This is a genomic window from Enterocloster sp. (genome assembly GCF_057861365.1).
The window spans coordinates 46,978-67,714 of the sequence record NZ_DBMACH010000010.1; the positions used below are offsets into that span (position 1 = coordinate 46,978).

Below are 20,737 nucleotides of genomic sequence, written 5' to 3' on the forward strand. Positions count from 1 at the left end.
TTAAAAATCTATTGTCCGCAGTAGATATCCAATATGGTCTTTGGTATATATTTCAGAATGAAATCACTGTGCGCCGCAGCATCACAGGCAGCTTCAAAGTTTTTTGGAAGCTGACCAAAGCCTGAAAGGACAGAAGCTTCTGCCCGGTATAAATTGATGTCTGCAGCAGGCGGAAGTGCCAGATTGTTTTGTACGCCTTCCAGAACAGCATAGATCATAAGAGCAAATGCCAGATATGTATTTGCAGATGGGTCAGGCGAACGCAGTTCCACACGCCGGTACCTTCCGATTGCCGCCGGAACACGGATCAGCTGGGAACGGTTCTCACTGGACCAGGAAATATATTTGGGAGCCTTATTGCAGCCGAAGCGCCTGTAGGAATCAGCGGTGGGGTTTAAAAATACAGTCATATCAGAAATTTTATCCAGAATACCGGCAATCATGCTGTCCATATGGTCTGTGCCGTCAGAGGATTTCACAGACATATTGATGTGGAAGCCATTTCCCGCTTCATTTTCCAGTGGCTTAGGACTGAAATCCGCAAAAATCCCATTCAGTCCGGCGATGGTCTTTACTACGGTCTGAAAGGTCATGGAATTGTCCGCGGCTGCCAGAGGATCGGAATAACGAAAATCAATTTCATTCTGTCCCGGTCCTTCCTCATGATGTGAGCTTTCTGGAAAAATCCCCATCTGTTCCAGGGTCAGGCAGACTTCCCGGCGGATATTTTCACCCTTATCTTCAGGAGCCATATCCATGTAGCTTGCATGATCATAGGGGATTTTTGTGGGGTTTCCATTTTCATCTAGATGGAACAGATAAAATTCCTGCTCTGCGCCAAAGAAGAACTGATATCCGGCCTGCTCTGCCTCATGAACCGCTTTCTTTAAAAGAGAGCGCGTATCACATTCAAATATGGTTCCGTCGGGATAGGTAATACTGCAGAACATCCTTACCACCCTCCCGTGCTCCGGTCTCCAGGGAAGAGGCATCAGCGTATCCGGATCCGGATGCAGGAAGAGATCAGAATGGCTTTCGTCCCCAAAACCGGCGACAGCGGATGCATCAATGGCAATGCCATGTTCAAACGCCCGGCAAAGCTCCTGGGGCATAATGGAAATATTTTTTTGTTTGCCGAACACATCGCAAAATGCCAGGCGGATAAATTTCACATCCTCTTCCTGCATATACTGGAGCACCTCTTCTTTTGAATATTTCATAACCTTACCTGCTTTCTGTTTTAATTTGCCACGTACATCTGTTTGTACGGATTTTTGCTGTCTGGCGTGATAACTGTAAAGGGTTCAGATAAAATCCCGTCAAGAGAATACCCAAAGTCCGCGCAATATTCCGACAGATATTCACGGATTTCCTCCAGATCCTCATCCCCGGCTGTTTTTGCAGTTACCTGCTCTGAAAAGCGTATGTTTCCGCAGTCTCCGCGCAGAAACATTTTTCCGCCGTGCATACCGGTACATGGAAAATTTCCCACAATGCTTTTGCCGTTTTTGTGAAGTCCAAGAACTATGATAATACCGCCGGCCTGGTATTCTCCCAGAAAGCTTCCTGCGCATCCGCCGATGATCATAACGGGGATTTTTTCTTTGTAAGCCTTCATATGGATTCCGGCGCGGTATCCGGCATTGCCCTGTACATAGATTTTTCCGCCCCTCATGGCATAACCGGCAGCGTCTCCGATGTTTCCATAAATCAGTATTTTCCCTTCATTCATGGTATCGCCTACGGCGTCCTGGGCATTTCCGTTTACAGTAATATGAGAATCATTTAAGTATGCGCCCAGTGCATTTCCGGGGATTCCGTGGATCGTGACGTTTTTTCCAGACATACCGGCGGCGATAAAACGCTGTCCGCAGCAGCCCTCGATCGTACAGTCCTCATCCGTATTGCGGAGCTTTTCATTTACAGCTTTATAATCTGAATTTGCAGCATCGATGATTAGCATATTGTACCATACCTCCAAAAAAATGTTTACGTTTTTTTGCAGAAATATTATTCTCCTGCATGAGAGATTCCCAGTATTTCAAGTTCTTTTGCCGTAAGCCCTATTCCCCTCAGCATCAGACGGTTTCCGCGCAGTACCTCGATGGAGTTGATCCCCATTCCTCCCATCAGTTCTTTTATTTCATGATTCCACGCAGTCATCAGGTTGACCAGCCGCTTTTTTCCTGTTTCCGGGTTCAGCCGTTTTACCAGCTCCGGACGCTGAGTGGCGATGCCCCAGTTGCACTTACCGGTCTGACAGCTCTGGCACAGGTGGCATCCAAGAGCCAGCAGTGCGGCAGTACCCACATAGCAGGCGTCTGCCCCCAGCGCAACGGCCTTTATAACATCGGAAGCGCTCCGGATGCTTCCTCCGACTACCAGAGATACATCGTTGCGGATGCCTTCGTCACGCAGACGCTGATCAACAGCCGCCAGGGCAAGCTCTATGGGAATTCCCACATTGTCCCTGATCCTGGTGGGAGCAGCGCCTGTGCCGCCGCGGAAACCGTCGATGGCAATGATGTCGGCGCCGCTTCTTGCGATTCCGCTTGCGATTGCTGCGATATTATGTACTGCGGCAACTTTAACGATAACCGGTTTTTTGTATTCCGAAGCTTCTTTCAGGGAGAAAACAAGCTGACGCAAATCCTCGATGGAATAGATATCGTGATGGGGGGCCGGAGAGATGGCGTCAGAGCCTTCCGGGATCATTCGCGTGCGTGAGACGTCTCCCACAATTTTTGCCCCGGGAAGATGGCCTCCGATCCCGGGCTTTGCGCCCTGTCCCATTTTGATTTCAATGCCAGCTCCGGCATTTAAATACTTTTCATGGACGCCGAAACGTCCGGAAGCGACCTGGACGATGGTATTTTCACCATAACAGTAAAAATCCTCGTGGAGACCGCCTTCGCCGGTATTGTAAAGGATTCCCAGTTCTGTGGCTGCCAGGGCAAGGGATTTATGGGCATTGTAGCTGATGGAACCATAGCTCATGGCAGAAAACATAACGGGCATGGAAAGATCCAGCTGGGGAGGAAGATGGCAGTCCAGCTTTCCTTCTGCATTGCGGCTTACTCTCTGTGGCTTTTTTCCCAGATAGGTTCTGGTTTCCATTGGTTCCCGCAGAGGATCAATGGAGGGATTTGTTACCTGGGAGGCATTGATCAGTATTTTATCCCAGTAAACGGGGAAGGGCTTGGGATTGCCCATAGAAGAAAGAAGAACGCCTCCGCTGTTTGCCTGCTTATAGATCTCTTTAATCGTATTGTTCTGCCAGTTGGAGTTTTTCCTGAGAGAGCAGTCGGTTTTTACGATCTTCAGCGCTCTGGTTGGACAGAAGGAAACGCACCGCTGGCAGTTTACGCATTTTGATTCGTCACACTTCATGACTCCCAGTTCCTCATCATAGCTGTGAACCTCATTGGCACATTGCCGTTCGCACGCACGACAGACCGTGCAGCGGTCTTCGTTTCGGATTACTTCAAATTCTGGATAGATAAATTCGATACCCATTAAAACGCACCTTCCTTTACTTTTACAATAACAGGCTCTCCGCCGGCGGGAGACCAGATATTTTCTGCATTTGGTTCCATGGTCCGGATCGCGGCTTCCTCACTGGCAATAAAAACCTTATCATCTTTTTCTCCGATTACCATGGAGCGGAGCTTCAAGCGGTCATTGAGAGCCATCAGTCCGCCGTTAAAGCCTAAAACGATAGAGAACGGGCCGGTGATCAGCAGGCTGGAAAACATGGTTCTTAAATAGGTATGTTTTTTTTGATCCTCCAGATCTGTTTTTGAAGCGATGGTACTCCAAAAAGGCGCCGCAATGACGCTTGCGGCTTCACCGAGGGTAAGTCCCTGTACGCGGAGCAGATAATCCATGATATAGGTAATTACTTCTGTGTCCGTCTGAAGGGTGCATTTATAGCCGAACATTTCGATAAAGCGGCGGTTAGCGTCATAAGAGGAGATTTCACCGTTATGTACGATGGAATAATCCAGTAATGTAAAGGGGTGCGCTCCGCCCCACCATCCCGGGGTGTTTGTGGGATAACGTCCATGGGCAGTCCATGAGTAACCTTCATATTCTTCCAGTTTATAAAAGACGCCTACATCCTCGGGAAATCCTACTGCTTTAAATGTACCCATGTTTTTTCCGCTGGAGAAAACATATGCTCCGGACATTTCCGCATTGATTTTCATAACCGTCTGGGCAACAAATTCTTTTTCATCCAGCTGCATCGAAGCCAGAACCGATTTTAAGGGTGCGACGAAATATCTCCATATAATAGGTTCATCTGTGATCGCCGGGAGCTTACGGGTAGGGATAACCTCGGATTGAACGATCTCAAATTGTTCCTTAAAAAAAGCTTCGCATTTCTTTCTTGTATCGCGGGTGTCAAAAAACATATGCAGTGCGTAAAATTCTTTATATTCAGGATAAATGCCGTAGCCTGCAAAGCCGCCGCCCAATCCGTTGGAGCGGTCATGCATAGGCTTCATGGAATTTGTGATACTTTCGCCGGACATCTTATTTCCATCTTTGGAAATTACTGCCGAGATTGCACAGCCTGAAGGGATTCTCACCTGACCTTCGATCTTCATACATTTTGTACCTTCCTTTCAATAAATAAAAAAGCAGGGACATTCATTTTTAAGCAGAATTTTCTCTGATTTAAAAATGAACGCCCTTGCTCATATTCACTATTTATACAGCTCTGAACAGGGTTTGTCAAGAGGTTTGTCAGGAGAAAAAAGTGCTTGACAAATGATTTTTCGGGGTGTATTATGCCACACATAAAGGCAAGGATGTCTTTTGCAGCACAGGAAAGGTGCTGTGAAGGACATCCTTGCTTTTTGTATTAAAATATGCTGCTGGAGAGGAGATTGTTATGAAAAAGGTATCAGATTATTTTGGATGTAAGGTATTTGACGACAGAGTAATGAAAGCAAGACTGTCATCAAAGGTATATCAGTCGCTGAGAAAAACCATTGATGAAGGCGCAAAGCTTGATATCAGTGTGGCGAATGCCGTTGCGGCAGCCATGAAAGATTGGGCGGTTGAAAATGGAGCGACACATTATACACACTGGTTTCAGCCCCTTACCGGCGTAACGGCAGAAAAGCATGACAGTTTTATTTCCCCGTCGCCGGATGGCGGTGTGATTATGGAATTTTCAGGAAAAGAACTGATCAAGGGAGAACCCGACGCATCTTCTTTTCCGTCCGGCGGCCTTAGGGCTACCTTTGAGGCAAGGGGATATACGGCATGGGATCCTACCTCATACGCATTTATTAAAGGGAAGTCACTGTGCATCCCCACTGCATTCTGTTCTTATGGGGGAGAGGCGCTTGATAAAAAAACTCCCCTTCTCCGCTCCATGGAAGCCTTAAACAGACAGGCTATGCGTATCCTCCATCTTTTTGGAAATGAGGATGTGAAATGCGTCCGCACCTCGGTCGGTCCGGAGCAGGAGTATTTCCTTATTACAGAGGAAATGTATGAGCAGAGAAAGGATATCCGTTTTACAGGGCGTACCCTTTTCGGCGCGAAGCCGCCAAAGGGGCAGGAGATGGATGATCATTATTTTGGCGTAATTAAGCCGAGAGTAGCCGCCTATATGAATGAGCTGAATGAAGAACTCTGGAAGCTGGGGATTCTTGCAAAAACAGAGCATAACGAAGTAGCTCCGGCACAGCACGAGCTTGCCCCCATCTATACCACAACCAATATTGCAACCGATCACAATCAGCTTACTATGGAAATAATGCAGAAGGTAGCGGCAAAGCATGGTCTGGTATGCCTTCTCCACGAAAAGCCTTTTGCAGGAGTCAATGGAAGCGGTAAGCACAACAACTGGTCCCTGGCAACGGATAAGGGCGTAAACCTGCTTTCGCCGGGTGAAACACCCTATGAGAACGCACAGTTTTTATTATTCCTGTGTGCAGTGATCAAAGCGGTAGATGATTATCAGGATCTGCTCCGCCTTTCCGTGGCAACGGCAGGAAATGATCACCGGCTTGGAGCAAATGAAGCGCCTCCCGCAGTGGTATCCATCTTCCTTGGAGATGAATTAAACGGGGTTTTGGAGGCAATAGAGAACGATACCCCATATGCGGGCACAGAAAAAACCCAGATGAAGCTGGGGGTAAATGTGCTTCCCAAATTTAACAGGGATACCACGGACCGCAACCGTACTTCACCCTTTGCATTTACCGGAAATAAGTTCGAGTTCCGTATGCTGGGCTCATCCAACAGTATTGCCTGCGCCAATATCATGTTAAACAGCGCAGTAGCCGAAAGCCTGAAAATCTATGCAGACCGACTGGAAAAAGCAGAGGATTTTGAAAGCGCTTTACATGAAATGATCCGAAAGACCATCAAAGACCATAAGCATATTATCTTTAATGGAAATGGATATGATGATACATGGATTAAGGAAGCTACGGAGAAGAGGGGACTTCTCAACTACCGGACCACGCCGGACTGCATGCCTCATCTTCTGGATGAAAAAAATGTACGGATGCTTACCTCCCATAAAGTATTTTCAGAGGCAGAATTAAAATCCAGATGCGAGATCATGCTGGATAACTACTGCAAGACCGTGCTGATCGAGGCAAACACCATGATTGATATGGCAAAAACAGAGATTGCCCCGGCCGTAAGCGAATACGTGCTGGAGCTTGCAAAAACAGCGGCTGCAAAGAAAGCGGCAGAGAGTTCGATTTCCTGCAATTATGAAACCGGACTGCTGAAGAAGCTGGCAATTCTGGAGGATCAGATCATGATCAAGGCAGAGGAATTGGAGGATGCAGTGCTTAAGGTTCAGGATATTACGGATATCACTGAGGAATCCTGCATGATCAGGGACAGGGTTTTAAGTAAAATGGGAGAGCTGCGGATCGCCTGCGACAGTGCAGAAACCATGACCGCAAAGAAATTCTGGCCCTTCCCGACTTACGGAGATTTATTATTCAGCGTAAGATAAGTTTCGGCGGAAACTCTGGATCATACAACAACAGAAAGAAGGAATGTTTATGACGTACAGCGCGGTTAACACAATCTGGGTACTGTTTGGAGCAGCAATGGTATTTTTCATGTAGGCAGGTTTTTCTATGTGTGAAGCAGGTTTTACCAGAGCAAAAAATACCGGAAATATCCTGATGAAGAATCTGATGGACTTTTGCATTGGCACTCCTGCCTTCTGGCTGGTAGGCTTTGGACTTATGTTCGGCGCAGGTTCCGGCGTCATAGGAACCTTTGATCCCCTGATCGGAGGAGATTACAGCCACATTCTGCCCGCCGGCGTCCCCCTTTGGGCGTTTGTGATATTTCAAACTGTATTCTGCGCCACATCAGCCACAATCGTTTCCGGAGCAATGGCAGAGAGAACAAAATTCAGCGCTTACTGCATTTATTCCGCTGCGATCTCATTGCTGATCTATCCGGTTTCCGGTCACTGGATCTGGGGAGGCGGCTGGATTGCGCAGATGGGCTTTCATGATTTTGCAGGTTCTACGGCAGTACATATGGTAGGCGGTGTCTGCGCTTTGATCGGCGCCAAAATTCTTGGTCCCCGTATTGGAAAATACGATAAAAACGGAAAACCGCAGGCAATTCTGGGACATAATCTTTCCTTTGCAGCCCTTGGAGTGTTTATTCTCTGGTTCTGCTGGTTCGGATTTAACGGCGCGTCTACGGTAGGCATGGACAGTGACGCGCTGATGGATACGGCGGGACGGGTATTTTTCAATACAAATATGGCGGCAGCCGTAGCCTGCTGTACGACCCTGCTGTTCACGTGGATCCGTTATAAAAAGCCGGATGTTTCCATGACGTATAACGCGGCGCTGGCAGGTCTTGTCGGAATTACGGCCGGATGTGACGCGGTAAGTCCGGTTGGGGCAGCTGTTATTGGGATCATATGCGGAATCCTTATTGTTCTGGCAGTAGAGTTTTTTGATAAGATCGCCAAAATTGACGACCCTGTGGGCGCTGTGTCCGTTCACTGCGTGTGCGGCGCGACAGGAACCATACTCACCGGTCTGTTTGCAACAGGCGTAACGACAGAAGCAGGTCTTTTTTATGGCGGCGGAGTCCATCTGTTGGCAGTTCAGGCAGCAGGCGTCGTCTCTGTGGCGGTATATGTGGCGGTTGTTATTACGATTGTATTTCTGGCGATCAAATATACCATTGGGCTCCGGGCCGACGCAGAGGATGAGATTGCCGGACTGGACGTATCAGAACACGGTCTTTTAACCGCCTATGCAGGCTTTGCAATGCAGCCGGATATTGCGGCAGAGGGTGAGGCTGTTCCGGCTGCAGTAACCGGAGATGTTCCGGCTGCAGAAGCGATTCCGGTTAAAAAAGTGCCGTCTTTTGAAGAAGGAACCCCTAAATTTACGAAAATTGAGATCGTATGCAGGGAATCCAAATTTGAAGCGCTGAAGAATGCAATGATGAAACTCGGTATTACCGGTATGACCGTATCCCATGTATTAGGCTGCGGCGCACAGAAAGGGAAACCGGAGTATTACCGTGGAGTACAGGTAGAAGCCAGCCTGCTCCCGAAGGTACAGGTGGAGATCGTAGTCAGTGCGGTTCCGGTTCGTAAGGTGATTGAAACGGCAAAGAAGGTTCTTTATACCGGCCATATTGGAGACGGCAAGATTTTTGTTTATGATGTGGAAAATGTAGTAAAGGTAAGAACCGGAGAAGAGGGCTTTGACGCCCTGCAGGACGTAGAATAAAAAAGGAAACTTAAGATTTTGGAGGTATGTTCCTATGTGTTCCATCATGGGTTATTGCAGCCGCAATGCGGTTCTGAGCAGTTTTATGGAAGGATTTCAAAAAACCATATCAAGGGGGCCGGATGACAGCAGAGTGGTTGAAACGGGCGATGGAATTCTTGGATTCCACCGATTAGCCATTATGGGCCTGACTCCGTCGGGAATGCAGCCCTTCCGGCTCGGAAACAGTTATGTAGTCTGTAATGGAGAAATTTATGGATTTGAGAAGCTGAAAAAAGAGCTGTCAGTAAAATATACGTTTGAAAGCAATTCGGATTGTGAAATTCTGCTGCCAATGTATCGGGAATACGGGACAGATATGTTTGCCATGCTGGATGCCGAATTTGCCTGCATCCTTTACGACGGGGAAGCAGGGGAGTTTATCGCAGCAAGAGATCCCATTGGAATCCGCCCACTGTATTATGGATATGATAAAGATCATGCGATCATATTTGCCAGTGAACCCAAAAATCTGACAGGGCTTACGGACAGGATCATGCCGTTTCCTCCGGGACATTATTATAAAAAGGGACAGTTTATCTGTTACTGCGATATAGCCAAAGTCCATAGGGTCTGTTATGACGATCTGGAAACTGCCTGCGGGAAGATTCATGATAAGCTGGTGGCAGGCGTAGAGAAACGTCTGATAGCAGATGCAAAGGTGGGATTCCTGCTTTCCGGCGGCCTGGATTCGTCCTTGGTGTGTGCGATTGCAGCAAAGAAAAGCAGCGAGCCGATCAAGACCTTTGCCATCGGAATGAGCGAAGATGCCATCGACTTAAAATATGCAAGGCAGGTGGCGGATTATATAGGAAGCGACCATACAGAGGTTTACATGACGCCGGATGAGGTACTGTCCTCTCTGAAAAATGTGATTCAGCTGTTAGGAACCTATGATATAACCACAATCCGCGCATCCATAGGAATGTATCTGGTGTGTAAGGCAATCCATAACCAGACAGATATCCGAGTTCTTTTAACTGGAGAGATCTCAGACGAGCTGTTCGGCTATAAATATACGGACTTTGCACCGGACGGGAAAGCTTTTCAGGAAGAATCCCAGAAACGGATCCATGAACTGCATATGTACGATGTACTGCGTGCAGACCGCTGTATTTCCGTAAACTCCCTGGAGGCAAGGGTTCCTTTTGGAGATCTTGATTTCGTAAAGTATGTGATGGCGCTGGATCCGGAATTGAAACTGAATACCTACGGAAAGGGAAAATATCTGCTCCGCCATGCCTTCGAACAGGGCGGTTATCTTCCGGACACAATCCTTTGGAGAGAGAAAGCTGCCTTTTCAGATGCAGTAGGCCATTCCATGGTTGATTATCTGAAGGAATATGCAGAAAGCCAATATACGGATGAAGAATTTAAAAGCAGATGTGAACGTTATACGTATGCCCGTCCTTTTACAAAAGAGTCATTATTATACAGGGAGATTTTTGAAACTTTCTATCCGGGACAGGCAGAGATGGTAGTTGATTTTTGGATGCCAAACAAAACGTGGAAGGGATGTAACGTAAATGACCCATCTGCGCGTGTGCTTTCTAACTACGGAGACAGCGGAAAATAAAATAACCACTCTTTTTTCTGTATTATCGCTAAAGTTCTGTAATTATTATCAAAATACAGATTCGAAACCCTGTCCCTGTGGCTGGAGCGTCACGCAGTACAATAGGATAAGGAGATATGTGGAAAGAGTTTTACCATATGGCAAATGACTACGTTGATCATATTACTCTTTCAGACCTGATGGGACAGAATATCCGAAGCGATAGGGCTGAGCGAATTTCAGAAAAAACGGATTGACAAGATAGGGCTTAAGAGGTAGAATAGCGTCCATAAAGGCAAAGGCGTCTTTAAGTTTAGATAAACTTAAAGGCCTCTTTGCCCTTTTTGCGTTCAAAAATGGAGGAAAGACAATGACAAAATACATTTTTGTGACCGGAGGAGTGGTGTCCGGCCTGGGAAAAGGAATTACAGCTGCTTCTCTTGGACGGCTTTTAAAGGCAAGGGGGTTAAAGGTTGCAGCCCAGAAGTTGGATCCCTATATTAACGTAGATCCCGGTACGATGAGCCCTTATCAGCATGGGGAAGTGTATGTGACGGAAGACGGGGCGGAAACCGATCTGGATCTGGGACATTATGAGCGGTTCATTGATGAAGATCTGAATCAATATTCCAATCTGACAACAGGAAAGGTGTACTGGAACGTTCTGAATAAGGAGCGGCGAGGAGAATATCTGGGATCGACGGTTCAGGTGATCCCTCATATTACCAATGAGATTAAAGAATTTGTGTACCGCGTAGGAAAAAAGACGGATGCGGATGTGGTGATTACGGAAATCGGCGGAACCATCGGCGATATTGAATCCCAGCCGTTTTTAGAGGCGGTACGCCAGATTTCGCTGGAGGTTGGACAGGAAAACAGCCTGTTTATCCATGTGACGCTTGTTCCTTATCTGAGCGGTTCAGAGGAGCATAAGTCAAAGCCGACACAGCACTCAGTTAAGGAGCTTCGCGGAATGGGGATCAATCCCGGTATTATTGTCCTTCGTTCTGACAGGCCATTAGAGGAATCTGTTTTTCGGAAGATTTCCCTGTTCTGCAATGTCAGGGAAGATTGTGTGATTGAAAACATAACGCTGCCAAATCTCTATGAAGCGCCGCTGATGCTGGAAAAATCCGGTTTTTCCGATGTGGTGTGCAGGGAGCTTCACATTGAGGCGCCAGAGCCGGATCTGACAGACTGGACGGCGATGGTAGAACGGATCCACAATCGTTCTGAAGAAGTACACATTGGCCTGGTTGGAAAGTATGTAAAGCTTCACGACGCCTATCTGTCTGTAGCAGAAGCAATGAATCATGCCGGATATGAAGAGAATGCATTTGTAAAAATCCACTGGATCGATTCCGAAGGGATTACCAGGGAAACTGTAAATGATGTTCTGCATGGAATGGATGGAATTATCGTTCCCGGCGGTTTTGGAAGCCGGGGAATTGAAGGCATGATCCTGTCTGCAAAGTATGCCCGTGAAAACAGGATACCTTATTTTGGCATCTGCCTTGGAATGCAGATTGCTGTTATCGAATTTGCACGGCATGTTCTGGGGCTTACGGATGCCCATTCAGGAGAATTTGATGAGCAGTGCGCCCACAGGGTAATTGATTTTATGCCGGGACAGAGCGGGGAGATTGATAAGGGAGGCACGCTGCGTCTGGGAAGCTATCCCTGCTGCATCAAGGCCGGGACGAAAATGGAAGAGTGCTACGGATCAGAACAGATCCATGAGCGTCACCGCCACCGTTATGAGTTTAATAATGAATATCGCGGGGAGCTGGAGAAAGCTGGACTGGTCATAAGCGGAACTTCTCCAGACGGCAGGCTGGTTGAAACCATAGAGCTGCCGGAGCATCCATTTTTTATAGGCGTACAGTTTCATCCCGAATTTAAGAGCCGCCCCAATCAGCCTCATCCCCTGTTTAAAGGCTTTATTTCTGCGGCATTAAAGCAGACAGAAGAAAAATAGGAGTAGAAATATGTGTGGAATTATCGGATTCGCAGGAAATACAGAGGCGTTTTCCGTACTGTTGGACGGTTTAAAACGGCTGGAATACAGAGGATATGATTCGGCAGGCGTTGCGGTTGTGATATTGATAAACCGAGGAATCTGGCAAAATCGGTTACGGTAGAGTAAGGAAAGATCAGTAGGAGGAAATAACGGGATGGGAATTCATGAGGAATGCGGCGTATTTGGAGTAATGAACAAAAAAAAGGAGCCTGTGGCAGAGCTGGTTTATTACGGACTCTATGCATTGCAGCACAGAGGACAGGAAAGCTGCGGGATCGTTGTCAATGACGACGGAGTATTTTCTTCCTATAAAGACCTTGGGCTTGTAAGCGAAGTATTTTCTAAAGATACACTATCCCATCTGCCGGAGGGAACCATAGCTGTGGGACATGTAAGATATGGAACCACAGGAGGAAACACGAGAAGCAACTGCCAGCCCATTGAAGTCAATCACCAGAAGGGGAAAATGGCTCTGGCTCACAATGGAAATCTGAGCAATGCTCTGGAGCTTCGCGACAGGCTGGAGTTGTCAGGAGCTATTTTTCATACCACCAGCGATACGGAAACCATCGCATATATTATTACCAGAGAACGGCTGAAGACACCCAGTATTGAAGAAGCTGTAAGCAATGCGATGGAGTCGCTGGAAGGGGCCTATTCCCTGGTTCTTATGTCTTCCACGAAGATGATCGCCGCCCGCGACCCCTATGGCTTCAGACCCCTGTGCTATGGAAAGATGCCGGACGGCGCTTATGTTGTGGCTTCAGAAAGCTGCGCATTGTCAGCAGTGGGGGCAGAGTTTATCAGAGACGTACTGCCGGGAGAAATCCTGGTTTTTCATCCGGATGGTGTGGAATCCAGAAGAGAGCATTGCGGAAAACAGAAGAAAAAAACCTGTATTTTTGAGTATATCTATTTTGCCAGACCGGATTCTGTGATAGACGGAGTATCTGTCCATGAATCGCGGATAAGGGCTGGGGAACTGCTGGCGGAGACCTATCCGGCAGACGCGGATATTGTGATCGGAGTTCCGGACAGCGGTCTGGACGCTGCCCTGGGCTTTGCGAAAAAATCCGGCATTCCCTATGGCATAGGACTGATTAAAAACAAATATATTGGACGGACGTTTATATCTCCGGGGCAGAGAGAACGTCTGGATCAGGTAAAAATCAAGCTTTCTCCTGTAAAAAGTGTGATTGAGGGGAAAAATGTGGTTCTGATCGATGATTCCATTGTCAGAGGAACGACCAGCAGGCGTATCGTAAAGCTTTTGCGCGAAGCGGGAGCAAAGGAGATCCATATGAGGATTTCCGCGCCTCCCTTCCTGCATCCCTGCTACTATGGAACAGATATTGATTCAGAAGAAAATCTGATTGCCAGCCATCACAGTACAGCGGAAATCGCGAAGTTGATCGGAGTCGATTCTCTGGGATATCTGCAGGTGGATCAGCTGAACAGGCTGATTGACAGCAATGACTACTGCGCAGCCTGTTTTCATGGACAATATCCTACGAAAATACCAACGGATCTTCGGAAAGACCGATTTGAAAGAAAGCTGTCTGAGAGAAACAATCAGTAGAAAGGAATAAAATCTATGATACCGAATACCAATTACAATAATTTGAAGGAATCCTATCTGTTTTATCATATTGCCCAGAAAACAAAGCTTTATCTGGAAGAGCATCCGGAGGCGCATCTGTATCGTATGGGAATCGGAGACGTATCCCTTCCTCTCTGCGGCGAGGTGATCAAAGCACTTCACAAAGCAGTCGACGATCAGGGGGAAAAGAGCCGTTTTCACGGCTATATGCCGGAGTGCGGAGACCCTGAACTGAGAAAGATAATTGCTGAATATTATAAAAAAAGAGGCGTAGGGCTTTCACAGGAGGAAGTATTTATTTCCAGCGGGGCAAGTGACGAGCTGGGAGATATTCTCGATCTGTTTGGCAGGGATAAAACGGTTATGATCATGGAACCGGCCTATCCGGCTTATGTAGACGCCAATATAATCGCAGGGAATAAAATCATTCACATCCCATCGGGAGAGAAGGAGGGATTTCTTCCGCTGCCGAATGAAAGCGTTACAGCGGATGTCATTTACATCTGCTCCCCCAATAACCCTACAGGAGCCGTTTTCAATTATGACAAATTAAAGCAGTGGGTAGATTATGCCAACCGCACGGACGCTGTCCTTTTGTTTGACGCCGCATATGAGGCGTTTATTGAAGATGAGGATGTTCCCCACAGTATTTTTGAAATAGAGGGGGCAAAAAACTGTGCGATCGAAATATGTTCCCTGTCTAAAACAGCGGGCTTCACTGGCACCAGATTGGGCTATACAGTGATTCCCGGAGCGCTGAAACGAAACGGGATGAGCTTAAATGAGATGTGGATACGCAACCGTACAACGAAAACCAACGGGGTATCTTACATTATCCAAAAGGGAGGAGCCGCTGTTTTTACGGAAGAAGGACAGAGGCAGATCCGTGAAAGAATACAGGTTTATAAAAATAATGCGAAGGTATTGATGGATGCCCTTGATCAGCTGGGAATCTGGTATTGCGGCGGAAAAAATGCTCCTTATATCTGGATGAAGTGTCCGAATGGAATGGGAAGCTGGGAATTTTTCGATTATCTGCTTCATGAAATCCAGGTGGTGGGAACTCCGGGAGAAGGCTTTGGAGCCTGCGGCGAGGGATATTTCCGTTTTTCTACCTTTGGCTCGCCGGAGGATACGAAAGAGGCAGCCGGGCGGCTTGTGAAGCTGCTTGCCCGATAAAAACAATAAAAAGCCAGTGGTATTGCATTGCCTTTTGGGCGGGAAATACGACTGGCTTTTTTACGGGAAGTTTCTTTTTCAACTGGACATCGTTTCTTAATTCATCATCAATATCTGTATGAAAAAATCGTAAATATGAATAGATTTTTCTTCAGGAGTTCCGTATAATGTCAAAATTGGAATGCAGATATTGATTTGGATTACACCCCATTTTGGAACGAAAAGCAGCGGCAAACCGGCTCTGGCTGCTGAAGCCGCAAAGAGCAGAAACCTCTGCGATCGAGTATTTTCCGTCCGCCAGATAGGGCAGACTCCGCATAACTCTGTATTCAGTCATATACTGGCTGATTGTCATACCTGTCATCTGTTTGAAAATCCGACAGCAGGATTCTCTGGACAGCAGTGTATGATTTGCGAGCCCGGTCAGAGAAAAAGGCTGGTTGAAATGTTCATGGATATAGTCCAGCATAATCCGGAGCCTGCGAAGGGCTTCCTGGCTGGATGGGCAATGGTTTTTAAATTTATTTTTGTTTTCTAAAAGCAATTGATAAAAGCAGTCAAGTATCAGGCTTTTGACCTTCAATTCAAAAAAGTCAGATTTAGAATCAAACAGGTGGATAAGCTGAATCAGTTTTTTTACAATTTCATTCTGTATTTCATTTTCGAGAAGGAGAGGAATACAGGGGAGATCTGTATTATGGAAAAAGGGGGAGAGGCAGTTTCGATCAATATCATTTCCCGGTGTCTCAGAAAGAAATGCTGTCTGAATAATGATCGTGTCGATCATTACATGACTGTTTTTTATGGGAACTGCACTGTGAGGGACATCGGAATTGATCACAATCGCCTGTCCGGGAATGAGTGTATATACTTGTAATGAGGCATACGAATATATGTTTATTGTTCTTTTAGGAAGCGGAGCCACCTTTTTTTACAATATGATATCCAATATACTGCGGGCTCTTGGAGACAGCCGGACGCCCCTGTACTATCTGGTATTTTCCTCTCTGCTGAATATTGTTCTGGATATCCTGTTTATTGTGCCTTTTAAGGGCGGTGTTGCAGGTGCTGCATGGGCTACTGTTTTATCTCAGCTTCTGGCTTCTTTACTATGTGCCGTTTCAGGTGTAAGGAGATATGAGGAGCTGAGACTGTCCCGAAGGGACTTTTCCGGACTAAGGAAGGTCTGTATCCGGGAACTCAAAATCGGGTTTCCTATGGGATTTCAGATGTCCGTTATGTGTATAGGCCAGCTTGCCATGCAGAGTGCGGTTAACGGATTTGGAAGTATGGCTGTGGCCGGTTATACGGCGGCTACGAAAGCGGATCAGGTTTCTGTGCTTGTCAATAATGCAACGGCGTCCGCTTTGTCTGCATATGTTTCTCAAAATTATGGAGCGGGAAAATGGAAGCGCATTCGTCAGAGAGTACATGCCGCACTCATCCAGACCCAGTGCCTGAATCTTATGATGGGAGTGGGAATCCTCCTTCTGCGCCGTCCTATTGTGGAAATGTTTCTTGCCAATCCGCCTAAAGAGGTTATCTGGTATTCAAATGGTTATCTGAATTGGGTGGCCCCCTGCTATCTGATACTGGGAGCGCTCAGTATCTACCGCTGTGCCGTTCAGAGTATGCAGAATACAGCGACACCTTTTATCGCCTGTATGATTGAACTGGTGATGCGTATTGGAAGCACATTGTTTATCTGTTCCCTGTGGGGATACACAGGAGTATGTATTGCCACACCTCTTGCATGGATTGGGGCAGGCAGCTATGTAATGTTTGTGTACTACAACAGTATGCAGCGGAAAATGCTACCTGCAGACTGCCTTTCGGATACTGTAAAGGGGTAGATGTTAAAACAGTGATATTGACTGTAAATAAAAATTAGTGTAAACTAACCACAGACTTAAATAAACGACGTGGGAGGAAGATGAAATGGATATCAAGCAACTGGAGTTTTTTGTGACCGCCTGTGAACGGGGAAGCCTGTCTCAGGCGGCCATTTGTTTATATACTTCCCAGCCAAATGTGAGCAAAACGATCCGTTCTCTGGAGCGTGAGTTGGGAAGGCCGCTGCTTGAACGCAGCGGAAAAGGCGTTTCTCCAACGGTTTATGGAGAAACCGTTCTGGAATATGCAAAAATGATACTGAAAGCAACGGCGACCATTTCCTCTCTAGCGGTTCCGGATATGAAAAACAGTATCCGGATTTCCACTTATCCAAGCAATATGATCGCAAGGCTTCTGACAGATTTTTATAAAGAATGGGGACATGTGTATTCCATAGAGCACCATGAAGGAACGGTAGAGGACATTACAGAACAGGTACATCAGGGGATTTCTGAGATAGGGATCGTTTATGTGGCACAGCATCAGGTTCAGACCTTCCAGCACATTCTGTCCCATAAAAACCTGGAATTCATACCGTTAAAGACGAAGAAAATCTGCCTGTATGTGGGTCCCTGCCATCCTCTGTACTATGAGCAAAGCGTAGACTTTTCTGAGCTCCAGGAGCTGAAATTTGTCCGCGGAGTAAGAGATTTTTTTTCTATGGAGCACCATTTGGAAACAGTCAGCATGGGTCTGATCGATACAAAAAACCTGAACCATGCGGCCTACACAAACAGTGACCATCTGACTGTCAACCTTCTTTTATATACGGATGTATGCAGTCTGGGACTTGATTTTATGTATGAGCCCTATTCCCAGTATGATTTAAAAGCCCTTCCTATCAATGGCTGTGAACCATTTTTACAGGTCGGTTATGTAAAAGATCCAGCCCGCATTCTTTCCAGACAGGCAGAATGGATTCTGGAAAAATTTCAGCAAATGCTATAACAATCTGTTATGGAGTGGCAGAACAAATTACCATCTAGTAAGGCTGAGCTAACTCTGATACAATAATGCAGGTCAGATAAAGCTATAAAAATTACTGGAGGTAAGCACTATGAAAAAAAGATTTCCGGCACTGGTTCTGGGAGGAATCCTGGCGCTTGGTCTTTTAAGCGGATGCGGACAGAAAGAAGCTGCATCATCGGTTTCAACAGCAGCATCGGAACCGGCCGCTGCAGTCAACGGTTCCGACCAGGAACTGGTTTTTGTAAATTATCGGGATATCCGGGATTTAAATCCACATCTGTATGCAGGAGAAATGTATGCCCAGAGCATTTTGTACGATACTCTGGTGAGCATTACAGAAGACGGATATGAGGGATGCCTGGCAGAAAGCTGGACCATCAGCGAGGATGGAAAAATATATACATTTAAAATCCGCGATGGAGTTACTTTTTCGGATGGAACCGTCTGCGATGCCAATGCAATCTTAGCGAATTTTAATGCAATTATTGAGAATAAAGATCGTCATACATGGCTGGAGATGATGAACCTGCTGGTTGGGGTATCGGCTCCGGATGACCATACATTTGTAATAGAATTGAGTGAAGCCTATTATCCAATGCTTACGGAATTAGGCTGTATCCGTCCTTTTGCCATGATTTCTCCCAATTGCATGATTAACGGAAGTACAAAAGACGGAGTGAGCGGGTATATCGGAACCGGTCCTTATGTGCTTACTGATTTCGAGACAGATCAATATGCCGTATTTGAGCGCAATGAAAATTACTGGGGAGAAAAGCCTGAAATTGAAAGGATTACCGTAAAAGTAATTCCTGATAACCAGACCCGTATTATGGCGCTGGAGTCTGGAGAGATCGATCTGATTTTTGGTAAAAATATGCTGGATGCAGATGCCATCAGTCAGTATGTGGACAGTGATAAATTTGAAGTTGCCCTTTCCAATCCTACCTCTACAAGACATATTGTATTAAACACGACGAATGAGATTCTCAGTGATACGGCTGTCCGTCAGGCACTGCAGCATGCGACCAACAGAACGGCAATTTCGGAAGGTATTTTTTATGGGCTGGAGCAGCCGGCAGATACGCTTTACGCAGCTACGGTTCCTTACTGTGATGTAGAACTGACACCATACGAATATAGTACAGAAACCGCATCCAGTATGCTGGATGAAGCAGGATGGATTATGGGAAGCAGTGGCATCAGGGAGAAAGGCGGAAAAAAACTGGAACTGGATTTATTGTATAACAGCGATAGTGTAACGGAAAAAACCATTTCTGAATATCTGCAGAGCGAATACCTGAAGCTTGGAATTTCCCTCAACATACATGGTGAGGAGGAGCAGTCCTACAGGGACAATATGAAAGCAGGTAATTTTGATATGGTATTCAACATCTGCTGGGGTATGCCTTACGATCCACAGTCTTCGCTGGCGGCAATGAGAGCACCGGTTTACGGAGATTTTGCGGCACAGCAGGGACTGGCAGATAAGAAAGAAATTGATCAGGCAATTACGGATATCCTGACTACCACAGATGAAGAGGAACGTCAGGAACTGTACCGGTTCGTTCTCACCCGTCTCCACGAGGATGCCGTATATATTCCTCTGACTTTTGAATGCAACAAGGCGCTTTATACAAAGAATTTACAAGGCGTTCATTTTGGAACAGACCAGTATGATGTTCCGTTTTCTGACATGTATTTTGAATAATCAGGAAAAGCCGTTTCTTCTGAGAAGCGGCTTTTTAAAAGATAAGACCTGAAAATCTATAAGAAAGAGGGGAAAAGCTGTGAAACGATATGTCATTCGCCGTCTGATGATGGCTGTTCCATTGCTGCTTGCGATTTCCTTTATCTGTTTCCTGTTTATCAATCTGATTCCATCTAATCCCGCAGAGGTTGCCCTAAGGGTACAGCAAATGCCTGTGATAACAGAAGAGGCCATTGCCAGGATGGAGGAAATGCTTGGTCTGAATAAGCCGTTTTTGATCCGGTATTTTGACTGGCTTGCAGGATGCCTGCAGGGAGACTTTGGAATCAGCTATGTGAATCCCAAAAGAACTGTAGCCGGAGAAATTTTAAGATGTCTTCCGGCCACCCTGCAGCTTGCGGGAGCTTCCTTTGTGATCGTATTGCTTTTGAGTATTCCAATCGGATTTTTGTGTGCAGTATACAAGGATGGATGGTTTGATAAGATGATGAGAAGCATTGTCTTTGTTACCACTGCCATGCCGCCTTACTGGGTTGGACTGCTGCTGATGTGGGCAATCGGTGTAAAATTTGGATGGCTGCCTACCAATGGAAACGGAACATGGAAGCATTTGATCCTTCCTGCATTTACAGTGGCATTAAGCTATATATCGACCTATATCCGGCTGATACGCAATAATATGCTGGAGAATATGAAACAGGATTATGTCCTTTATGCCAATGTCAGAGGATTATCTCCAAAATCGATCTGGGTAAAGCATGTTCTGAAAAATTCCATGCATACCTGCATTGTTGCAATGGGAATGAGTATCCCTCAGCTGATATCAGGTACCATTGTTGTAGAAAATGTATTTTCATGGCCGGGACTTGGAACCCTGTGCATCAGTTCTATTTTTAACAGGGATTATCCAGTTATTCAGACCTATGTTTTGCTGATCGGTGTTCTTTTTGTAGTATTTAATTTGATATTTGATATCTTGCAGACAGTGTCTGACCCACGGCTGAGAAAGGAGGATTAG

General features: G+C 46.3%; 14 protein-coding genes and 2 pseudogenes. 11 read left to right on the forward strand and 5 right to left on the reverse strand.

Annotation, left to right across the window (positions count from 1 at the left end; translation table 11 throughout):
* Positions 1-8: 8 nt before the first annotated feature.
* From ACZM6M_RS11725 to ACZM6M_RS11740, 4 genes are read right to left on the reverse strand one after another with little or no spacing between them, the layout of a single operon-like run.
* A complete protein-coding gene (locus ACZM6M_RS11725) occupies positions 9-1,220 on the reverse strand; it encodes a glutamine synthetase family protein (RefSeq protein ID WP_066548207.1) in 1,212 nt (403 codons plus the stop codon).
* 20 nt (positions 1,221-1,240) lie between these two features.
* Entirely contained in the window at positions 1,241-1,963 is a 723-nt protein-coding gene (locus ACZM6M_RS11730; RefSeq protein ID WP_337434079.1) for a GltB/FmdC/FwdC-like GXGXG domain-containing protein, read from the reverse strand.
* Positions 1,964-2,010: 47 nt separating this feature from the next.
* Complete coding sequence (locus ACZM6M_RS11735) at positions 2,011-3,516, reverse strand: glutamate synthase-related protein (RefSeq protein WP_489490444.1); 1,506 nt, start codon at positions 3,514-3,516, stop codon at positions 2,011-2,013.
* Entirely contained in the window at positions 3,516-4,610 is a 1,095-nt protein-coding gene (locus ACZM6M_RS11740; RefSeq protein ID WP_317439173.1) for a class II glutamine amidotransferase, read from the reverse strand. Before ACZM6M_RS11740 ends, ACZM6M_RS11735 begins: the two co-directional genes overlap by 1 nt.
* 287 nt (positions 4,611-4,897) lie before the next feature.
* Between ACZM6M_RS11740 and ACZM6M_RS11745 the strand changes: the two genes are divergently transcribed.
* The 7 genes and pseudogenes from ACZM6M_RS11745 to ACZM6M_RS11775 all read left to right on the forward strand — a co-directional run bounded on the left by ACZM6M_RS11745 (position 4,898) and on the right by ACZM6M_RS11775 (position 15,149).
* Entirely contained in the window at positions 4,898-6,994 is a 2,097-nt protein-coding gene (locus ACZM6M_RS11745) for a glutamine synthetase III family protein (protein WP_482441901.1), read from the forward strand.
* Positions 6,995-7,043: 49 nt separating this feature from the next.
* Positions 7,044-8,756, forward strand: a pseudogene (locus ACZM6M_RS11750) (ammonium transporter).
* A gap of 34 nt (positions 8,757-8,790) precedes the next feature.
* Positions 8,791-10,371: an asparagine synthase B gene (gene asnB / locus ACZM6M_RS11755; RefSeq protein WP_417045714.1), complete on the forward strand. Its 1,581-nt coding sequence runs from the start codon at positions 8,791-8,793 to the stop codon at positions 10,369-10,371.
* 349 nt (positions 10,372-10,720) lie between these two features.
* Complete coding sequence (gene pyrG / locus ACZM6M_RS11760) at positions 10,721-12,328, forward strand: CTP synthase (RefSeq protein ID WP_489490445.1); 1,608 nt, start codon at positions 10,721-10,723, stop codon at positions 12,326-12,328.
* A gap of 10 nt (positions 12,329-12,338) precedes the next feature.
* Positions 12,339-12,446 (forward strand): annotated as a pseudogene (locus tag ACZM6M_RS11765) (glucosamine--fructose-6-phosphate aminotransferase); the annotation flags it as partial.
* A gap of 78 nt (positions 12,447-12,524) precedes the next feature.
* Positions 12,525-13,949: an amidophosphoribosyltransferase gene (gene purF, locus ACZM6M_RS11770; protein WP_418926707.1), complete on the forward strand. Its 1,425-nt coding sequence runs from the start codon at positions 12,525-12,527 to the stop codon at positions 13,947-13,949.
* Between the two features lie 15 nt (positions 13,950-13,964).
* On the forward strand, positions 13,965-15,149 hold the full coding sequence (locus ACZM6M_RS11775) for an LL-diaminopimelate aminotransferase (RefSeq protein WP_418926706.1): 1,185 nt from the start codon (positions 13,965-13,967) through the stop codon (positions 15,147-15,149).
* Between the two features lie 151 nt (positions 15,150-15,300).
* Here the strand turns inward: ACZM6M_RS11775 and ACZM6M_RS11780 are convergent, their stop codons facing one another.
* Positions 15,301-15,990: a helix-turn-helix transcriptional regulator gene (locus ACZM6M_RS11780; protein ID WP_418762387.1), complete on the reverse strand. Its 690-nt coding sequence runs from the start codon at positions 15,988-15,990 to the stop codon at positions 15,301-15,303.
* A 16-nt stretch (positions 15,991-16,006) separates the two neighbouring features.
* Here ACZM6M_RS11780 and ACZM6M_RS11785 point away from each other — a divergent pair, with 16 nt between their 5' ends.
* The 4 genes from ACZM6M_RS11785 (at position 16,007) to opp1B (ending at position 20,737) form a co-directional block, all read left to right on the forward strand.
* Positions 16,007-17,002, forward strand: a complete 996-nt coding sequence (locus ACZM6M_RS11785; RefSeq protein ID WP_482441896.1) for an MATE family efflux transporter — start codon at positions 16,007-16,009, stop codon at positions 17,000-17,002.
* A gap of 85 nt (positions 17,003-17,087) precedes the next feature.
* Positions 17,088-17,990 carry a LysR family transcriptional regulator gene (locus ACZM6M_RS11790; RefSeq protein ID WP_177968165.1) on the forward strand — a complete coding sequence of 301 codons (903 nt, stop codon included), beginning with the start codon at positions 17,088-17,090 and terminating at the stop codon, positions 17,988-17,990.
* Between the two features lie 109 nt (positions 17,991-18,099).
* Positions 18,100-19,719: a nickel ABC transporter substrate-binding protein gene (gene nikA / locus ACZM6M_RS11795; protein ID WP_417045916.1), complete on the forward strand. Its 1,620-nt coding sequence runs from the start codon at positions 18,100-18,102 to the stop codon at positions 19,717-19,719.
* 79 nt (positions 19,720-19,798) lie between these two features.
* Entirely contained in the window at positions 19,799-20,737 is a 939-nt protein-coding gene (gene opp1B, locus ACZM6M_RS11800) for a nickel/cobalt ABC transporter permease (protein WP_066548235.1), read from the forward strand.